The following is an 18,815-nucleotide window of genomic DNA, read 5'->3' as shown; positions in this document are numbered from 1 at the left end:
CCGGATTGGTTTGGGGCGCGGTGCGTCCCAGACGGCCCGACCACACGTTCCTGCGCAGCATCGCCGACGCCGGACTGCCCGGGCCCCGGCGCACCGTCACGGTGACTGCGCTGCCCCAGGTGCCGCGCTCGGTGCCGACCGCGGCGATCGTCGAGGGCACGTTCACCCCGCGGCGCGTCGGGAACTCGATGACCTCGTTCATCGTCAGCCATCCGGACGCCACCTTCATCGTCGACCCGGCCGTGTGCCGCGACGTCGAGCGGCGGGCGATCGCCCAGCTACCCGCGGTGCTGCGGGTCGCGGTCCGCCCGCCCGCCGACACCGTTCCCACGGTCACGGCCCTGCACCGGCTGCCGGAGCCGCCGGCGTTGGATTTCGCCTTGCCGACCCACGCGCACTGGGATCACGTTTCGGGCCTGCTGGATATGCCGGATCTCCCCGTTCACCTACACCGCACCGAGCGGGACTGGATCGGGTCCGGCCCCGTCGCGCCGGTCGGCGGTGTCCGCGATTCGCTGCGCGGACGGCCCGTGGTCGACTACGAGCTGGACGGCCCACCGGTGCTGACCTTCGCCCGAAGCCGCGACCTGTTCGGGGACCGGTCCGTCCTCCTGGTCGACCTGCCCGGCCACACCCCGGGCAGCGTCGGGGTGCTCGCCCACACCGGGCGCGGCTGGATCCTGATCGCCGGCGACGCGGCCTGGCACTGGCTGCAGATCGAGAAGGTTCGCCAAAAGTCAAGCTATCCCGGCGTTTTGGTCGACGAGGATCGCGACGAAGCCTTCCGGACGCTGCAGCGGCTGCACCTGGCGCGCCACGCGGTGACGATCATTCCCACCCACGACCATCAGGCGGCGCTGGGGTTGACCGCGTAGCTGCCGCCGAGTGTGCGGCTGGCCGCACATTCGGCCGCGAGGGTGCGGCCCGCCGGGACAGCTAGCCCGCGAGTGTGAAGCCAGTTTCACGCTCGGCCGCGGGTGTGAAACTAACTTCACGCTCGACTACGGCGAAGGGGGCGGAACTGGCCTCGGCGGCCGCCGGCCTAGCTGCCCAGGCACCCCGGGCCGAGCAACTCCTTGAGGTCCCCCATCAGTGCGGGCGACGGCGTGACCCGCAGCGAGGCGTCCAGCTCGAGGGTGGTGATCCGGTCACCACTGATGAGCCGCAGATGCACCTGGGAGGTGCCGGGGTGGCGCGCCAGCACCTGCTTGAGCGCGCTGACCTTGTCGATGGTGCACTGCCGGGTGGGCAGGCTGACAGCGATCGGCCGGTTCGGCTGGGCGTTGGAAAAGTCCGGCACCACAAGCTCGTTGGCGATCAGGCTGATCCGGTCGTCGCGGATGGCCACCTTGGCGTTGATCAGCACCACCGCGTCGTCGGCGATGTCGGCGCCATAGGCGGAGTACGCGTGCGGGAAGAACATCACCTCGATGCCGCCGGTAAGGTCCTCGAGTTGGGCTGAGGCCCAAGGCATTCCGTTTTTGTTGACCCGCCGGTTGACCGACGCCAGGATCCCGCCCACCCGCACCTGGCTCTCGTTGGGGACGTCGCCGTCGAGGATGGCCGGGATCTGGGTGTCCACCTGGGCGGCGAGCAGGTGTGCCACGCCGTTGAGCGGGTGGCCCGACACGTACAGGCCGAGCATCTCCCGCTCCAGGGCCAGCTTGTGTTTGTCCTCCCACTCGTCTTCGGGCACCTTGATGGTGAAAACAGAATCGGTGACGCTGCCGTCACCGCCGCCGCCGAACAGGTCGAATTGGCCCATCGCCTCGGCCTTTTTGGTGCCCAGCACCGAATCGACCGCGTCGGTGTGCACCAGGAAGAGCCCCTTGCGGGCATGGCTGAGCGAGTCGAACGCGCCCGCCTTGATCAGCGACTCGGTGACCTTCTTGTTGCAGGCCGAGACGTCGATCTTGTTCAGGTAGTCGGAGAAGTCGGTGAACTTGCCCTTCTCGTTGCGGGTCTTGATCAGCGAACCGACCACGTTCGCGCCGACGTTGCGCACCGCGCCCAGCCCGAAGCGGATGTCCTGGCCGACCGACGCGAAGTTCACCAGGGACTCGTTGACGTCCGGCGGCAGGACGGTGATGCCGAGCTTGCGGCAATCGGCCAGGTAGACCGCGGCCTTGTCCTTGTCGTCGCCCACCGAGGTCAGCAGGCCGGCCATGTATTCGGCCGGATAGTTGGCCTTCAAGTAGGCGGTCCAGTACGACACCAGGCCGTAACCGGCGGCGTGCGACTTGTTGAACGCATAGCCCGCGAACGGAAGGATGGTGTCCCACAACGCCTTCACCGCTTTTTCGGAGAAGCCGTTGGCGGTCATGCCCTCGTAGAAGCCCTTGTACTCGGCCTCGAGCACCTCGAGCTTTTTCTTGCCCATCGCCTTGCGCAGCGCGTCGGCCTTGCCCATCGTGTAGGAGGCGACCTTCTGGGCGATGAACATGATCTGCTCTTGGTAGACGATCAGACCGTAAGTCTCCGAGAGGATTTCGCGCAGCGGCTCCTCGAGCTCCGGGTGAATCGGCCTGATCGCCTGCCGGTTGTTCTTGCGGTCGGCGTAGTCGTTGTGGGCGTTCATGCCCATCGGGCCGGGGCGGTACAGGGCCAGCACGGCGACGATGTCGTTGAACTCGGTTGGTTGCATGCGGCGCAGCAGATCGCGCATCGGGCCGCCGTCGAGCTGGAACACCCCCAGGGTGTCGCCGCGGCCCAGCAGTTCATAGGTGGGCTTGTCGTCGAGCGGCACCGATTCCAGGTCGAGGTCGATTCCCCTGTTGGCCTTGATGTTTTCCAGCGCGTCGCCGATGATCGTCAGGTTCCGCAGGCCCAGGAAGTCCATCTTCAGCAGGCCGATGGCTTCACACGACGGGTAGTCCCAGCCGGTGATGATGGCGCCGTCCTGCGGCCGCTTCCACAGCGGGATGGCCTCGGTGAGCGGCTCGCTGCTCATGATCACGGCGCAGGCGTGCACGCCGGCGTTGCGGATCAGCCCTTCCAGCCCGCGCGCGGTCTGGTAAATGGTGCGGACGTCGGGGTCGGTCTCGATCAGGCCGCGCACCTCGGCGGCCTCCTTGTACCGCTCGTGCGCCGGATCCGTGATGCCCGACAGCGAGATGTCCTTCGCCATGATCGGCGGCGGCAACGCCTTGGTGATCCGGTCGGCGATGGCGAAGCCGGGCTGGCCGTAGTGGATCCGCGCCGAATCCTTCAGCGCCGCTTTGGTCTTAATGGTGCCGAAGGTGATGACCTGAGCGACGCGGTCCTGGCCCCACTTGTCGGCGGCGTAGCGCACCATCTCGCCGCGACGACGGTCGTCGAAGTCGATGTCGATGTCGGGTGCCGACGGACGCTCTGGGTTGAGGAACCGCTCGAACAGCAGGCCGTGTGGGATCGGGTCGATGTTGGTGATGCCCAGCGCGTAGGCCACCAGCGAGCCCGCCGCCGAACCGCGCCCGGGCCCCACCCGGATGTCGACCGACCGCGCGTAGTTGATCAGGTCGGCGACGATCAGAAAGTACGACGGGAAGCCCTTGTCGCAGATGACCTTGATCTCGTACTCGGCCCGGTCGATGTAGTCCTGGCCGACATTGGATCCGAAACGTCTCCGCAGTCCCGCCATCACCTCGTGGTGCAGCCAGGTCGCCTGGTCGTGCCCCTCGGGCACCGGGAAGATCGGCATCCGGTCGCGCGGCGCCCACACGTCGTCGTAGGGCTGCACCCGCTCGGCGATCAACAGCGTCGAGTCGCACGCGCCCGGAATCTGGTCGTCCCAGAGCTGGCGCATCTCGGCGGCCGACTTCAGGTAGTAGCCGTCGCCGTCGAATTTGAACCGGTTCGGATCCGAAAGGGTCTTGCCGGTCTGCACGCACAACAAGGCCTCGTGGTTGTGGGCGGCGTCGCGGGTGACGTAGTGACAGTCGTTGGTGGCCAGCGGCGGGATGCCGAGCTTGCGGCCGATCTCGAGCAAGCCCTCGCGGACCCGCTGCTCGATGGACAGCCCGTGGTCCATCAGCTCGAGGAAGTAGTTGTCGGCGCCGAAGATCTCGCGCCACTTGGCGGCCGACTCCAGCGCCTCGCGGTCCTGCCCCAGCCGCAGGCGGGTCTGCACCTCCCCCGACGGGCAGCCGGTGGTGGCGATGATGCCCTCGGCGTGTTCGGCGATGATCTCGGCGTCCATGCGCGACCACTTGCCGAGCTGGCCCTCGAACGACGCCAGTGAGGACAGCTTGAACAGGTTGCGCAGCCCGGTGGCGTTCTCGGCCACCATCGTCAGGTGCGTGTAGGAACCACTGCCCGACACGTCGTCGGACTTCTGGCCGGGGTCACCCCACAGGATGCGCCGGGTATCGAAGCGCGAGCCCGGTGCGATATAGGCCTCGACCCCGATGATCGGCTTGATCCCCGCCTTGGTCGCCGCGTTATAGAACTCACTGGCGCCGAACATGTTTCCGTGGTCGGTCATCCCCACCGCGGGCATCTGCAACCGCTCCACCTCGGCCAGCATCGGCGAGATCTTCGCGGCCCCATCCAGCATCGAGTACTCGGTGTGGTTATGCAGGTGCACGAAGGAGGAGTGGTTCATAGAGACGCCAGTCTATGACTGCGCACCGACGGGTTTCGGGCGTGTCGCGTAAGTGTGTCTCGCGTTTCTTGGACCCGATTATCCGTACAACTCGACGAAGTTCTTCAACGACTTCTGCACGTCGCCTTTGACGGCGCGGGCCGCCGCCGAACCCACTGGGCCGAACAACGCACGCCCGCCCAGCTCAAGGCGCACGCCGAGCGTCGATCCATCTTCGGCGGCCTGCACGGTGAGCGTGACGGCGTACTTGGCGCCGCCCTTGCCGGACCCCGATAGCGCCACCTCGTGCGGCGGATCCCAGGTGGTCACCGTCCACGTCACCCGGTTGCGGAAGCCCTTCGCCCGGGCCACGCCCACGACTTGGACGCCCTCGCCGAGCTCCTCGGGCAGATCACTGCGCCACCCCTCATGCATCACCAGCCAGTCGCCCAGGTCCGACAGGTCGGAGACGCGGTCCCACATCTCCTGCGGGGTCATCGGCACGTCGGCGGTCAGGTCGACAGCGGCCACACGATCCTCCTTGCTCCCCCGCCGAACGCCACGCTGGCGTGACGCTCGGCGCTCAATGCCACGCTGGCGTGACAATCGGCGAAACTAGCGGTTGGGTCCCCCGCGGAAGCGGTTGCCGATGCGGATCCCGGGCAGCAGCAGGCTGCGCGGCACGAACCGGCCGCCGGTGCTGACGACCTTGGGCACGACGCCCGGCACCACCGTGCGCCGGCCGGACAGCATCCCGCCGATCGCCGCCTCGGCGACGTCGCGGGGCGAGACCTGCGCGATGGGGATGCTGAACCGCTCGGCGTTGGCGATCTCGGCCCACTCGGTCGGGACCGGTCCAGGGCACAGGCAGGTGACCGACACCCCGGTCCCGTGCAGCTCCTCGTGCACGGCTTCGGAGAAGGTCTGCACGAAGGCCTTGGTGGCCGAGTAGACCGCCATGTAGGGCACCGGCTGAAAACCGGCGATCGACGCGATGTTCATCACCGCGCCGGCGCCGCGCTCGACCATGCCGGGCAGCGCGGCGTGGGTGAGTTCCATCAACGCCAGCGCGTTGAGGGTGACCTCCTCAGTTTCGCGATCGAGCGGCAGCTCGTGAAAGACCCCGCTGGTGCCGAACCCGGCGCTGTTGCACAGGCCGGCGATCGGCTCGGCGCGCAGCCGGTCCGCCAGCTTCGCGCGGCCCTTGGAATCGCCGAGATCCAACGGCAGCACCTCGACGGCCACCGAGTATTCCTGGCCCACCTCGTTGGCGAGCTCGTCGAGGCGTTCCCGGCGCCGCGCGACCAGGAGCAGCGGGAAGCCGCGACGGGCCAGCCCGCGGGCCAGTTCGGCGCCGATGCCGGAGGAGGCGCCGGTGATCACGACGGTGGTCTCGATGTCAGGTTTCGGAAGGCTCATGATGTCACCAATGTATCCCGCGAGTCGCCCGCACAAACGTCTCGCTGCGTTTGTCGAATTGCGGTGAATCGCTTGGCGATTCGTCGCCCTTGGCGGCGTGGGAGTCGCCGAACATGGCGAACGCGCGGTTGCGCACCCGGTCCATCACCGCCGGGTTCACCGCGTCGGCGACGGCCGCGAATTGTCCGAACGGCGAGCTGGCCCGGCGGGGCCGGTGCACGATGGCGTCCGCGATCACCCCGGCCGCCTGATCCGGCGTCAGCGCCGGGAACTTGTCGTAGAGCGTGGTCGGACTGATCATCGGGGTGCGCACCAGGGCCATGTGGACGGTGGTGAACTTCACGCCGTCATTCACGGTCTCGGCCTGCAGGGAGTCGCACAGGCTGTCCAGCGCGGACTTGCTGGCGATGTAGGCGCCGAAGCGCGGCGCGCGGGTCTGCACGCCGACCGAGGAGACGTTGATGATGTGCCCGAACCCCCGCTCCCGCATCCCGGGGATGAATTTGAGGATCAGCTGGACCGCGCCCAGGTAGTTCAGTTGCATGGTGCGCTGATAGTCGTGGATGCGGTCGTAGGACAGCTCCAGCGATCGCCGGATCGACCGCCCCGCGTTGTTGATCAGGATGTCGACGCCCCCGAGGTCGGAGAGCACCTGATCGGCCATCCCGGCGATCGCGTCCATGTCGGTCAGATCGCACGGGTAGACGTGGGCGGTGCCACCGTCGCCTTCGATTTCGGAGGCGACCTTCTCCAGGTTCTCGCGGGTGCGCGCGACCAGCACCACCACGCCACCGGCTTCCGCGATCCGCTTCGCGGCGGCCTCGCCGATGCCCGACGATCCCCCGGTGATCAGGACGGTCTTGCCCTTGACGGCTTCGTCGAGCGTGCGGCCCTGTACCGCGTCGAGCAGATTCCTCAGATAGAAGGGGCGGTAACGGCCCGCGGAGTTCGGGGTGTTGACGATGTGGGACACCGCCGCGATCGGCTTCTCCACCAAGTTCGCGAGCGGCTTTTCGACGAGATTCGTTAAGTCACCCAGATTCATCGGCTTTGGCTCCTGATGATGTCGGCCCCCCGACCGCAGCTGGCCTGCCCGATGACCATGTGCTCCTTGCGGGGCGGTGTGAACGATGTGACGTGAGTCATTAAGCCAACCTAGGACATCAGGCCGGTGGCTCGATGCACATTGCTGGCATGTAACGCTTGCCGAGCGTCTCACGCCGCGGCCGACACGACCGTCAAGAGTGGGCAATCCGCTTGTTACGCAAAGATATCCGTGCGTGATCGCGAACTAACTGGCGGGCAACGCCGAAATGTTCCAATCGGACTTATGAAAATTCTGGCACGCTTCCGCAAACCACAGCCGGTCGCGGTCTACGACCGGATCGGCGGGCACGAGGCGATCGAGGTCGTGGTCGAGGACTTCTACGTCCGTGTGCTTGCCGATGACCAGCTTTCCGGCTTTTTCACCGGAACCAACATGAACCGCCTCAAGGGCAAGCAGGTCGAGTTCTTCGCCGCGGCCCTCGGCGGGCCCGAGCCCTATACCGGGGCCCCGATGAAGCAGGTGCACCAGGGTCGCGGCATCACGATGCACCACTTCAACCTGGTGGCCGGGCACCTGTCCGACGCGTTGGCCGCGGCCGGGGTGTCAGCCCAGACGGTCACCGAGATCATCGGCGCCATCGCGCCCCTGGCTCCCGAGATCGCGACGGGCGACGCCAACAAGGCCACGGTCTGACGGTTCCGCCAAGGTCGCCCCGGCGTGTCGTGCCCGGGGCGCGGCCGGCAGGCGGTAGTCAGCACGTATGCGACTGCTCGCCGTCATCGTTGCGGCCCTGATGCTGGGCGCCTGCGGTGCGAAATCGACCCCGCCGCCGGACGGCACCACCACGGGAACGACCACCACCACCGCCCCACCGACCGCGGCGGCGCTCGACTGTGCCAAACCGGCCAACGCGGCCCAGCAGCAGGTGTGCGCCGATCCGCAGCTGACCGACCTCGACCACCATCTGCAGGCCGCCTACCAACAGGCGCTTGCCCGGGCCGGCGCGGACCAGGGCGCGCTGACGTCCGCGCAGAACGGCTGGGCGACCACACGCGACGGTTGCGCACAGAACCCCGAAGCGCGCACCTGCCTGGTCGAGGCGTATCAGACGCGGCTGGTCCAGTTGGCCATCGCCGACCCCGGCACCCTGAGCCCGCCCGTCGTCACCTACCAGTGCCCGGCCGACGCGGGGCCGTTGACCGCGCAGTTCTACAACGATTTCGACCCGCCCGCGGCGGTGCTCAGCTGGAAGGGCAACCAGCAGATCCTGTTTCAAGAACCGTCCGGCAGCGGGGCCCGATACGGCCGCCAGGGCTCCGAATACTGGGAGCACCAGGGCGAGGTCAAGCTCGACCTCAACGGCACAAAATTCGTCTGCCGCGCGCCGTGATCGCTGCCTAGCATGCTCGACATGGGACGCACTTTCGACGACCTCGTGGCGGACGCGGACGCGGCCCCCGTCGACGGCTGGGACTTCTCCTGGCTGGACGGGCGCGCCACCGAAGAACGCCCGTCGTGGGGCTACCAGCGCCAAATGAGCCAACGGCTGGGGAGCGTGTCGGCGGCGTGCGACATCGACACCGGCGGCGGCGAAGTGCTCGCCGGCGCCGAGCGGTTTCCGCCCGCGATGGCCGCGACGGAATCGTGGCCGCCCAACGCGGACCTGGCCACCCAACGCCTGCATCCGCGCGGCGTGGTGGTCGTGGTGACCGGCGACCAGCCGCGGTTGCCGTTCGCCGACGCGGCCTTCGACCTGGTGACCAGCCGCCACCCCATCGCGGTGCGATGGCCGGAGATCGCCCGGGTGCTGCGGCCTGGCGGCACCTACTTCGCCCAGCAGATCGGGCCGGCGACCATGGCCGAACTCGTCGAATACTTCATCGGGCCGCAGCCGGAGAAATGGGCCGAGCTACACCCCGACGTCCAGAGCGCCGAGGCCCGGGCCGCCGGGATGGACGTCGTCGATATGCGGATGGAACGGGTGCGGGCCGAGTTCTTCGACATCGGCGCCGTTATCTACTTCCTGCGCAAGGTGATCTGGACGGTGCCGGACTTCACGGTCGGCGCGTACCGGGAGCGGCTGCGGGAACTGCACGAGCGCATCGAGGCCGACGGCCCCTTCGTCGCGCACTCCACGCGGCTGCTGGTCGAGGCGCGCAAGCCCCGGTGATCAGTCCTCGGCGCGCAGCACGTCCAGCGCATGCTGCAGATCGGCCGGGTAGGGGCTGACGATCTCCATCCGCCTGCCGTCGGCCGGATGGGCGAACGACAGCGACCGGGCGTGCAGCCATTGCCGTTGCAGCCCAAGCCTTTTCGCGAGTTTGGGATCAGCCCCGTAGACGAGATCACCGCAGCAGGGGTGGTGCAGCGCGGAGAAGTGCACCCGGATCTGGTGCGTGCGGCCGGTTTCCAGGTGCACGTCGAGCAGGCTGGCGGCGTGGAAGGCTTCGATGGTGTCGTAATGGGTGAGGCTGTGCCGGCCATCCTTGGTGACGGCGAACTTCCACTCGCCGCCGCGGTGCCGCCCGATCGGTGCGTCGATCGTCCCGCTCGACGGGTCCGGATGCCCCTGCACCAGCGCGTGATAACGCTTGTCGACCGTGCGCTGCTTGAACGCCCGCTTGAGCACGGTGTAGGCGCGCTCCGATAGCGCCACCACCATCACCCCGGAGGTTCCGACGTCGAGGCGATGCACGATGCCCTGCCGCTCGGGCACGCCCGAGGTGGTGATCCGGTAGCCGGCGGCGGCCAGCCCGCCGAGCACCGTGGGCCCCGTCCACCCCACCGACGCATGCGCGGCCACCGACGCCGGTTTGTCGACCGCGACGATGTCGTCGTCGGAATACAGGATCGTCATGCCCTCGATGTCGACGGGCGTGTTCTCCACCGGCGCGGGGGCCTCGGGCAGGCGCACCTGCAGCCACGCGCCGCCGGTCAGCCGGTCGGATTTGCCGGCCTGCACACCGTCCAGTTCCACCCCGCCGTCTTCGGCCAGGGCGGCCGCGGCGCTGCGGGACAGCCCCAGCAGGCGCGCCAGGCCCGCATCCACCCGCATGCCCGCCAGCCCCTCGGGCACGGGCATGGAGCGGTCACTCATCGGCGCTGGTCGGCCTGCGCCTGCCCACGGTGTCGAAGTCGTAGCCGAAGATCGACAGCACCACCAGCAGGATGGCGCCGCCCACCACCGAGGGGTCGGCGACATTGAACACCGGCCACCAGCCGACCGACAGGAAGTCCACGACATGGCCGCGCAACGGCCCGGGCGCCCGGAAGAAGCGATCCACCAGGTTGCCCATGGCGCCGCCCAGGATCATCCCCAGCCCGACCGCCCACCACGGCGACACCAGCCGGCGTCCCATCCAGAAGATCCCGACCACCACTCCGGTGGCGATCAGCGTCAACACCCAGGTGTAACCCGTCGCCATCGAGAACGCGGCCCCGGAATTGCGCACCAACGTCCAGGTCACCGTGTCGCCGATGATCGGCACCGGCTGGCCGGGGGGCAGCAGTTTGACGGCGAGCACCTTGGTCACGATGTCCAGGGCCAAGACGATCGCCGCGACCGACAGCAGCAGGCGCAGCCGCCTCGGCGGCCGCCTCGGGTCGGTGGCGGCGGCGTCCTCGGCCTCGTCGGTCGAGGTCACGGGCTCAGTGGATCCGGTGGGTTCCTCGGGCACTCTCACATCATCCCCCAAATGCGGACGCGGTCTGACCGATGTTCGCGGTCGGCGTGCGCGATGATCTCATCATGGGCCGGCTCACCGTCATCGCCACCGGGGGCACGATATCGACCGGCACCGGTGCGGACGGCGTGCACCGGCCCTCGTACGGCGCGGCCGACCTGGCGGCCGGCCTCGACGTCGACGTCGTGGACGTGCTGGCGTTGGACAGCTCCCAGCTGGTGCCGGCCGATTGGGACGGGATCCGAGGCGCCGTGCGGGCGGCGATAGACGGCGGCGCCGACGGTGTGGTGGTCACGCACGGCACCGACACCATGGAGGAGAGCGCGCTGTGGCTCGAGCTCACCCACGCGGGTGACGTCCCGGTGGTCCTCACCGGGGCGATGCGCAGCGCCGACGCGCCCGACGCCGACGGCCCGGCCAACCTGCGCGCCGCTCTGGCCGTGGCGGGCCACCCCGCCGCCCGCGGCCTGGGCGTCCTGCTGTGTTTCGCCGGCCGGGTGCTGCAGCCGTTGGGTCTGACCAAGGTCGCGACGAACGACCTGAGCGGCTTCGCCGGTGAGCTGATCGGCACGGTGAACGGCGGCGTCACCCTGACCGGCACCAAGACGCGGCCCCAGCTCGGCGGGCTCAGCGCGGCGGACGCACCTCGGGTCGACATCGTCGCCGCCTACCTGGGCAGCGACGGGGTGGCCCTGGACGCGTGCGTGGCCGCCGGGGCGCGGGGCCTGGTGCTCGAGGCGCTGGGTTCGGGCAACGCCGGCGACGCGGTGGTCGAGGCGGTGGCCCGCCATTGCCGGGCCGGGGTCGCCGTGGCGGTGTCCACCCGCGTCCCGGGCGGCCGAGTCGGCGCCAGCTACGGGCCCGGGCACGCGATGGTGGCCGCCGGCGCGGTGATGGTGCCCCGGCTGCGACCGCCGCAGGCCCGCGTGCTGGTGATGGCCGCGCTGGCCGCGAAGCTACCGGTCGGCGACGTCATCGCCCGCTGGGGCTGACGCCGCATTCGCTTCCAGGGCCTGCAGCGCCCCCAGGTAGTCCGGCCAGTCCAGGGAATCGACCGGGTTGGCCTTGCTCAGCTCGGCGGTGTCGGCGGGGAACGTCCGCGCCGGGCCCGGCCCCGAGGCGCGGGTTTCGAACCGCGCGGTGACCACGCCGTGGCCCGCCCCCTGCACCCAGCCGTGCCCGAGTTCGCGGTGCGACACGTCGTCGCCGACCCGCCACTGCGAGCCCGCTTCGGCCACCGGGGCGAACATGGCCTCGGCCGCGGTCTCTACGGGTTGCCCCTCCGAGGTCTCCCCCGCCAGGTCCAGGTCGGGGAACAGCGACTCCTGGCGCACGTCGCTCAATCCCGAAAAGCCCACGCCCAGTAGGCGAATCGGCCCGATTTCACGGGGGTCGAGCAGCAGCCGCCGGGCCACCGCGACCAGCGCGCCGGGCTCGGTCGTCGCGTAGGGCAACGTCGCCGAGCGGGTCAGCGTGCTCATGTCGGATTTCTTCAACTTCACCGTGACGGTGCGGGCGCCGCGCCCGTCGCGCAGCAGCCGCTGGTGCGCGTGCTCGGCGATCGGGTCGATCGCCTCACGCAGCTGCTCGAGGCTGGTCAGGTCGACGGCGAAGGTGGACTCGGAGCTGATCTGCTTGGCTTCGGCGCGCTCGGCGACGGGGCGGTCGTCGATGCCGAGCGCCAGGCGGTGCAGTGCCGGCCCGATCGTCGCGCCCAGGATGTTGGCGGCCTCGGCGTCGGTCAGCGCGGCCAGCTGGCCGATGGTGTCGATGCCGAGTCGATTCAGCTTCTCCTCGGCGACCGGACCGATGCCCCACAACCGCCGCACCGGCAACCCGCCGAGCAGCGACCGCTCCTCGGCGCGGCGGACCACCCGAATGCCGTCGGGCTTCGCCAGGCCCGACGCGATCTTGGCGATCTGCTTGCCCGAGCCCGCGCCGACCGAAGCGATCAGGCCGGTCTCGTCGCGGACCCGTCGGCGCAGGTCCTCGCAGAACGCCTCGACGTCCTCGGCGGACGCGCCCGCGAGGTGCGGCGGTTCCCCGAAGCCCTCGTCGAACGACAGCTGCTCGACGACCGGCACCACGCTGCGCACAGTGTCGAAGACCCGCCGGCTGGCCACCCCGTACACCACGCCGCGCGGCGGCAGCACCACCGCGGTCACGCCGATCAGGCGGCGGGCCTGATGCATCGGCATGGCAGAGCGGGCGCCATACACGCGGGCTTCGTAGCTGGCCCCGGCCACCACGCCCCGTCCGCCCAGGCCGCCCACCAGCACCGGCCGTCCGCGCAGGGTCGGCCGGGTAAGTTGTTCGACCGAGGCGAAGAACGCATCCATGTCCAGGTGCAGCACCCAACGGGACTCCACACTTCGAAATGCTATTGGTCTAGCGTCGTTGGGTATGGAGGCTGACGGCACCGACGCACCGCGGTCTCGGTGGGAGCGCCTGCGCCATCAATGGGACCAGCGGCTGCAGCCCGGCGAGCAGGCCACGGTGCTGGCCTGGACGTCGTTCACCCTCACGTTCGCCGGACTGCGGGCGCTCACGCATTGGATCCGCGCCGGCCATGGGCCGTCGGGTGGTGGTATGTCGATGGGCGGCAGACACTTTCACCACTACAACATCGGTATCGGGATGCTGGCGACGGTGGGTGGCGTGGGCCTGCGCGGAACCGACAGGCAACGCCGGCATCCGGCGGCGGCCGTCGCCTACGGCGCCGCGAACGCGATGATCGTCGACGAACTTGCCCTGCTCTTGGACCTCAAGGACGTGTATTGGGCGCGCGATGGCCGCCAAAGCGTCGACGTCGCGGTCGGACTCATCGCCACCGGCGCGACCGTGGTGGCGGGCATGCCGTTCTGGCCGCACGCCCACCGCGCGCTGCGCTCGCGTGCGCAATAGGGCGAGACCGGACCTGGTTGTCCGGCCTCGCCCTGCGCACCCGCTGTCTCAGGGATGCTGCAGCGGCTGCAGGCGGATCGGTTGCGGCTGAATCGGCTGCGGGTGAATCGGCTGCGGGTGTACCGGCTGCGGCGGGTGGCAGGCGAAACACTGGATCGGCCCGTGGCCGCTGCCACCGCTCGGCGCGGGCTGGCCGCCGCCCTGCTGGCTGCCACCTTGCTGGGGCGGCACCGGTACCGGAACGGGCACGGGCACGATCACCGGCGGGACGTTGACCGTCACATTGGGCGGGGGCGGCGGGGGACCCGGGTCCGCCGGTGCGGGGGGTCCGGCCGGGGCCGCCGCGGGCGGCGGTGCGGGCACGATCACGACGGGTGCATCCCCGCGGCTGACGGGTCCGGGCGAGACCTGAGCGGCGTCAGCAGGGGCGGGCGCCGACGGCGGGGCCGGCGCCACCGGCGGCGGCGCAACCGCGCTGGGAGCCTGCGGCTGCACCGAGCCGACGCTGGCATTCGGCGCCACGACGGTGGGCTTCAGCTCCTTGGAGCCCGACCCGTCGATGAGCAGCAGGCCGAGCCCGGCGACCGCTCCGAGCGCCGCGACCACGGCCCCGGCGACCAGGGCATTCGTTCCCCACGAGCGCGGCTTCGCGATCACGGTCGTGGCCGGAGAATCCTCAGACTCGACGGGTTGGGCCGAGGAACCGTCCTCGATCGTGGGGTCGCCCAGCGGGCTCGACGCCCACGCCTCGGCGACGGTCAGATCCTCGTGCGGGAGGGCGGCGAATGTCGTCGACGGGAAGTCCTCGATGGTGCTCATGGGTGTTCCTTAACTGTGGTCGCGACCCCCAGTGGGCCGCCGTCACAGGTATGAGCAGCCGGCCCGCACGGCTTGGACACTTTTTTCGGAACTTTTTCCAAACCCCCGACCGGGGTTCTGTGCCGCTAGACCTTGGCGATGCTCACCCGCACGCCGTCGCCGATGTCGGCGCCGTCGGCCGGTTCGCCGAATTCGAAGCTGGTGGCCAGGATCTCACCGGCGATCAGGTCGCGGTGCGAGCGCGCCCAGTCCGCCCGCTCAGCCGGCACCGACATCACCACGGAGATCCGGTCGGACACGTCCAGGCCGGTCGACTTGCGCAGGTCCTGCAGCTCGCGGATGCGGTCCTTGGCCCAACCCTCGGCCTCCAGCTCCGGGGTGACCGTGCCGTCCAGCACCACCAGCCCCGCCCCGTCGGGCAGCGCCGCGGTGAACTCCGGGTCTGCGGCGACCAGCCGGGAGCTGTACTCCTCGGGTTGCAGCACCGCGGGGCCCGCCGTCAGCGTGCCGTCGGGGTTGACGACGCCCTCCCCCGCCTTCACCGCCTTGATGGCGGCCTGCACATCCTTGCCCAGCCGCGGCCCGGCCACCCGGGCGTTGACGGTGAGCTCGAACCGCCCGTAGGTGTCGATGGCGTCGGTCAACTCGACGCTCTTGACGTTGAGCTCGTCGGCGATCAGGTCGGCGAACGGGGCCAGCCGCTGCGGATCATCCACCGCCACAGTCAGTTTCGGCAACGGCAGGCGCACCCGCAGCTTCTTCGCCTTACGCAGGGACGACGCCGCCGAGCACACCTCGCGCACCTGATCCATCGCGGCCACCAGGTCGGGGTCCGCGGGCACCACACCTTCTTCCGGCCAGTCGGTCAGGTGCACCGAGCGCCCGCCGGTGAGACCGCGCCAGATGATCTCGGTGACCGACGGAAGCAGCGGCGCGGCCAGCCTGGTCGTCACCTCGAGCACCGTGTGCAGGGTATCGATGGCGTCGGCGTCTTCCTCCCAGAACCGCGAACGTGACCGCCGCACATACCAATTCGTCAACGCCTCGGTGAATTGACGCAGCTGCTCGCAGGCCCGGGAGATGTCGCACGTATCCATTTCCCGGGTGAGGTCGTCGCGCAGTTCGGCGAGCTTGGCCAGGATGTAGCGGTCCAGGACCTGCCGCGAATCGGCGCGCCAGGTGCCGACTTTGGGCGCATAGAGGGCCAGGAAGCTGTAGGCGTTCCACAACGGCAACAGGACCTGGCGCACACCCTCGCGAATGCCCTGCTCCGTGACGATCAGGTTGCCGCCGCGCAGGATCGGCGAGGCCATCAGGAACCACCGCATGGCGTCGGAGCCGTCGCGGTCGAACACCTCGGACACGTCCGGGTAGTTGCGCAGCGACTTGCTCATCTTCTGCCCGTCGGAGCCCAGCACAATCCCATGCGCGACACAGGTTTTGAATGATGGCCGGTCGAAGAGCGCGGTGGCCAGAACGTGCAGCGTGTAAAACCAGCCGCGGGTCTGGCCGATGTATTCGACGATGAAGTCGCCCGGGTAGTGGGTGTCGAACCAGTCGCGGTTCTCGAACGGGTAGTGCACCTGGGCATACGGCATGGACCCCGAGTCGAACCACACGTCGAGCACGTCGGGGATGCGCCGCATGGTGCTGCGGCCGGTCGGGTCGTCGGGATTGGGGCGAGTCAGCTCGTCGATGTAGGGCCGGTGCAGGTTGGTGGGCCGCACCCCGAAGTCGCGTTCCAGCTCGTCGAGGCTGCCGTAGACGTCGATGCGGGGGTATGCCGGGTCGTCGGATTTCCACACCGGAATGGGGCTGCCCCAGTATCGATTTCGGGAGATCGACCAGTCGCGGGCGCCCTGCAGCCACTTGCCGAACTGGCCGTCCTTGACGTGTTCGGGGTACCAGGTGATCTGCTGGTTGAGTTCGACCATCCGGTCGCGGAAGGCGGTGACGGTGACGAACCAGGACGAGACGGCCCGGTAGATCAGCGGATTGCGGCACCTCCAGCAGTGCGGGTAGGGGTGCTCGTAGGTTTCGTGGCGCAGCAGCACCGCGCCGTTGGCCGCCGCCGGGCCGGTGCCGTTCTTCAGGTCGCGGATGATGTGCGGGTTGGCGTCAAAGACGTGCTGACCCTGGTAATCCGGGACGGTGGCGTCGAAACGGCCCTTGGAGTCGACCGGGGTGACGGGCACGATGCCGACCTTGTCGGTGGTCGCCATGTCGTCCTCGCCGTAGGCCGGGGCCATGTGCACGATGCCGGTGCCGTCCTCGGTGGTGACGAACTCCCCGGGCAGCACCTGAAAAGCCTTGGGGCTGTCCATGAAATACGGGAACGGCGGCAGGTATCGCGTGCCGAGCAGCTCGGCCCCGGAGCGGGTGCTCAGGATCTCGGGTTCTTCGCCGAGCTCGCGGGCGTAGGCGGCCAGCCTCGGCTCGGCCAGCACGAAACGCTGATCGCCGGACCGGACCTCGACGTAGCTGACCTCGGGGTTGACCGCGACCGCCAGGTTCGACGGCAGGGTCCACGGCGTCGTCGTCCACACCAGCAGGTGCGCGCCGTCCAGCGTGCCGCCGACCACCTTGAAACCCACGGTGAGCGCCGGGTCTTGGCGGCTCTGGTAGACGTCGTCGTCCATGCGCAATTCGTGGTTGGACAGCGGGGTTTCGTCGCGCCAGCAGTAGGGCAGGACGCGGTAGCCCTCGTAGGCCAGGCCCTTGTCCCAGAGTTGCTTGAACGCCCAGATCACCGACTCCATGTAGGACAGGTCGAGCGTCTTGTAGTCGTTGTCGAAGTCCACCCAGCGGGCCTGGCGGGTGACATAGGCCTGCCACTCGTCGGTGTAGCGCAACACCGATTCCCGGCACGCGTCGTTGAACGCGGCGATCCCCATGTCGTCGATCTGCGATTTGTCGTTGATGCCGAGCTGGCGCTCGACTTCGAGCTCGGCGGGCAACCCGTGGGTGTCCCAGCCGAAGCGACGCTCCACCTTGTAGCCGCGCATGGTGCGGTACCGCGGGACGATGTCCTTCACGTAGCCGGTGAGCAGGTGCCCATAGTGCGGCAGCCCGTTGGCGAAGGGCGGGCCGTCGTAGAACACGTATTCCCGGGCGCCCTCGCGGCGGGCGATGCTGGCCCGGAAGGTGTCGTCGCGGGCCCAGTAGTCGAGGACCTCGAGTTCGAGGGCCGGGAAGTCGGGCGCGCCGCCGACCAGTTTCGGATAGGCCTTGACGTCAGGGTCACTTGAAGTCACTTTGTGCGTCGTCTCCTGTGCCTCAGTGCCGTTGGGCACTGGTAGCGCCTGTTGGGGACGACGACGCGCTGCCTGCGCGAGCGCCGCGGTACCACCCCGCTTGCCACGCTGCCGCGTGGCCGCTCGTTGGAGGCTGTGACGGGCCCACCCGTTCGGTTCTACTGAGCTGGCCAGAGAAAGAAGCCGGCTGTTCTTCCGAAGGCTCCCCGGTGATGCCGGATCAACGCCAGTGGGTCGATTCTACTCAGGCGGAGTGCCCCAAGGGGCTACCTGGCCTCAGGAAACACCTGCGGCCGGGTAGCCCCTTGGAGCCTCGGTTGGTCGCTGCTCATCGGATCAGGCCTGCACCTCGAGCACACCGACGCGCCACAGGGCCGCGTAGACGTGCCGCAGGGGGACGCTCAACAGGCGGGTGGCGCCCTCCACCAGCGGGTCGCCGGCGAGAACGGGCTGCTTGGTGACCTGGCGGGTGGCCTTCTTGGCCGGGACCTGAGTTGTGTCGTTGTCGCGCACCACCGTCAGTGTGCGGGCGGGCGCTTGGGTTACCACTTCGTCGTAGAGAGCTGCGGTCATGGTCGCCTCCTGGAGGGGATTTCTAACGGGGACTATCTGGACTGACGCGTCGAAGTCCCGTCGCGGTTCCGATCCCAGAACGCTTGGCCGATAAGCCACTTAGCGTTGCGACGCTCAGCTGAGAACGTCGTGCCGGAGACCGGATCGGGACGAGACGGAGTTCGGACTTCGGTCCGGACTGTCGCTGGAACTCATGTGTCCCTCACCTCCTCGCGGTCACGAACGCGTGCGGTCATCCGCACGCGGCTTGCGCGCAGCATGAGGAGCGAAAACCCGACGACCGTCGGAGATCCGCACCCCTCTCGTCAGAGCTTCGGCACCACACGACGTGTCCGGTATTCCGGAAGCCACCTGGGCTCAACCCTTAAGCCGGGAGGAGCTGTCCTGACCCGGGGCGTCTTTCGACGTTCGGGGTCAGTGGCCTGTATTCGTGTAGACGCCTCACCTAACGAGGTGCATACCCGACCGATAATGCACGACGGGTCCGACCGGGGTCAAACTCCTCGGGGCCACGTTTCGCGATCTTTACGGTTTTCCGGGGCGCCTCCACAGGA

The 18,815-nt window shown here is 68.9% G+C and carries 16 protein-coding genes and 1 riboswitch; of the genes, 6 read left to right on the top strand and 10 right to left on the bottom strand.

The annotated features are described in order from the left end of the window. Positions 1 to 20: 20 nt before the first annotated feature. Positions 21 to 875, top strand: a complete 855-nt coding sequence (locus A5773_RS06115; RefSeq protein WP_232001802.1) for an MBL fold metallo-hydrolase — start codon at positions 21 to 23, stop codon at positions 873 to 875. A gap of 167 nt (positions 876 to 1,042) precedes the next feature. Here the strand turns inward: A5773_RS06115 and dnaE are convergent, their stop codons facing one another. The 4 genes from dnaE to A5773_RS06095 all read right to left on the bottom strand — a co-directional run bounded on the left by dnaE (position 1,043) and on the right by A5773_RS06095 (position 7,025). Continuing rightward, positions 1,043 to 4,582, bottom strand: coding sequence for a DNA polymerase III subunit alpha (gene dnaE / locus A5773_RS06110; RefSeq protein ID WP_066953296.1), 3,540 nt, complete (start codon positions 4,580 to 4,582; stop codon positions 1,043 to 1,045). Positions 4,583 to 4,660: 78 nt separating this feature from the next. After that, positions 4,661 to 5,092: an SRPBCC family protein gene (locus A5773_RS06105; protein WP_066953298.1), complete on the bottom strand. Its 432-nt coding sequence runs from the start codon at positions 5,090 to 5,092 to the stop codon at positions 4,661 to 4,663. Positions 5,093 to 5,176: 84 nt separating this feature from the next. After that, positions 5,177 to 5,980: an SDR family oxidoreductase gene (locus A5773_RS06100; RefSeq protein ID WP_067790001.1), complete on the bottom strand. Its 804-nt coding sequence runs from the start codon at positions 5,978 to 5,980 to the stop codon at positions 5,177 to 5,179. 4 nt (positions 5,981 to 5,984) lie between these two features. Further along, positions 5,985 to 7,025, bottom strand: a complete 1,041-nt coding sequence (locus A5773_RS06095; protein ID WP_067789998.1) for an SDR family NAD(P)-dependent oxidoreductase — start codon at positions 7,023 to 7,025, stop codon at positions 5,985 to 5,987. A gap of 285 nt (positions 7,026 to 7,310) precedes the next feature. Between A5773_RS06095 and A5773_RS06090 the strand changes: the two genes are divergently transcribed. The 3 genes from A5773_RS06090 to A5773_RS06080 all read left to right on the top strand — a co-directional run bounded on the left by A5773_RS06090 (position 7,311) and on the right by A5773_RS06080 (position 9,198). Then, complete coding sequence (locus tag A5773_RS06090; protein ID WP_066953304.1) at positions 7,311 to 7,721, top strand: group 1 truncated hemoglobin; 411 nt, start codon at positions 7,311 to 7,313, stop codon at positions 7,719 to 7,721. A 67-nt stretch (positions 7,722 to 7,788) separates the two neighbouring features. Further along, positions 7,789 to 8,418, top strand: coding sequence for a lysozyme inhibitor LprI family protein (locus tag A5773_RS06085; protein WP_066953306.1), 630 nt, complete (start codon positions 7,789 to 7,791; stop codon positions 8,416 to 8,418). Positions 8,419 to 8,439: 21 nt separating this feature from the next. Then, on the top strand, positions 8,440 to 9,198 hold the full coding sequence (locus tag A5773_RS06080) for a class I SAM-dependent methyltransferase (protein WP_067790020.1): 759 nt from the start codon (positions 8,440 to 8,442) through the stop codon (positions 9,196 to 9,198). On the opposite strand, the gene A5773_RS06075 is transcribed toward A5773_RS06080, so the two are convergent. Together A5773_RS06075 and lspA are read right to left on the bottom strand one after the other, a co-directional pair. Then, a complete protein-coding gene (locus A5773_RS06075) occupies positions 9,199 to 10,125 on the bottom strand; it encodes an RluA family pseudouridine synthase (RefSeq protein WP_066953308.1) in 927 nt (308 codons plus the stop codon). Further along, positions 10,118 to 10,705: a signal peptidase II gene (gene lspA, locus A5773_RS06070; protein WP_082948108.1), complete on the bottom strand. Its 588-nt coding sequence runs from the start codon at positions 10,703 to 10,705 to the stop codon at positions 10,118 to 10,120. Before lspA ends, A5773_RS06075 begins: the two co-directional genes overlap by 8 nt. A gap of 71 nt (positions 10,706 to 10,776) precedes the next feature. On the opposite strand from lspA, the gene A5773_RS06065 reads away from it, so the two are divergent. Then, entirely contained in the window at positions 10,777 to 11,703 is a 927-nt protein-coding gene (locus A5773_RS06065) for an asparaginase (protein WP_067790023.1), read from the top strand. Here A5773_RS06065 and A5773_RS06060 read toward each other — a convergent pair. Beyond that, positions 11,668 to 13,065 (bottom strand): DNA polymerase IV, encoded by a 1,398-nt coding sequence (locus tag A5773_RS06060; RefSeq protein WP_197505406.1) that lies wholly within the window; start codon positions 13,063 to 13,065, stop codon positions 11,668 to 11,670. The two genes, A5773_RS06065 and A5773_RS06060, sit on opposite strands and share 36 nt — an antisense overlap. A 49-nt stretch (positions 13,066 to 13,114) precedes the next feature. On the opposite strand from A5773_RS06060, the gene A5773_RS06055 reads away from it, so the two are divergent. After that, on the top strand, positions 13,115 to 13,615 hold the full coding sequence (locus A5773_RS06055) for a hypothetical protein (RefSeq protein ID WP_066953312.1): 501 nt from the start codon (positions 13,115 to 13,117) through the stop codon (positions 13,613 to 13,615). 48 nt (positions 13,616 to 13,663) lie between these two features. On the opposite strand, the gene A5773_RS06050 is transcribed toward A5773_RS06055, so the two are convergent. The 3 genes from A5773_RS06050 to A5773_RS06040 all read right to left on the bottom strand — a co-directional run bounded on the left by A5773_RS06050 (position 13,664) and on the right by A5773_RS06040 (position 18,261). After that, positions 13,664 to 14,434, bottom strand: a complete 771-nt coding sequence (locus A5773_RS06050; protein WP_066953314.1) for a hypothetical protein — start codon at positions 14,432 to 14,434, stop codon at positions 13,664 to 13,666. Positions 14,435 to 14,559: 125 nt separating this feature from the next. Beyond that, positions 14,560 to 17,688 (bottom strand): isoleucine--tRNA ligase, encoded by a 3,129-nt coding sequence (gene ileS, locus A5773_RS06045; RefSeq protein WP_066953352.1) that lies wholly within the window; start codon positions 17,686 to 17,688, stop codon positions 14,560 to 14,562. A gap of 336 nt (positions 17,689 to 18,024) precedes the next feature. Further along, positions 18,025 to 18,261 carry an Rv1535 family protein gene (locus tag A5773_RS06040; protein WP_067262010.1) on the bottom strand — a complete coding sequence of 79 codons (237 nt, stop codon included), beginning with the start codon at positions 18,259 to 18,261 and terminating at the stop codon, positions 18,025 to 18,027. A gap of 290 nt (positions 18,262 to 18,551) precedes the next feature. Further along, positions 18,552 to 18,721: riboswitch (M-box (ykoK) riboswitch) on the bottom strand. Positions 18,722 to 18,815 lie beyond the last annotated feature (94 nt).

Origin of the sequence: Mycobacterium sp. 852014-52450_SCH5900713 (assembly GCF_001667075.1) — a bacterium.
Taxonomy (GTDB): domain Bacteria; phylum Actinomycetota; class Actinomycetes; order Mycobacteriales; family Mycobacteriaceae; genus Mycobacterium.
This window is presented reverse-complemented; position numbering and strand designations above follow the sequence as displayed.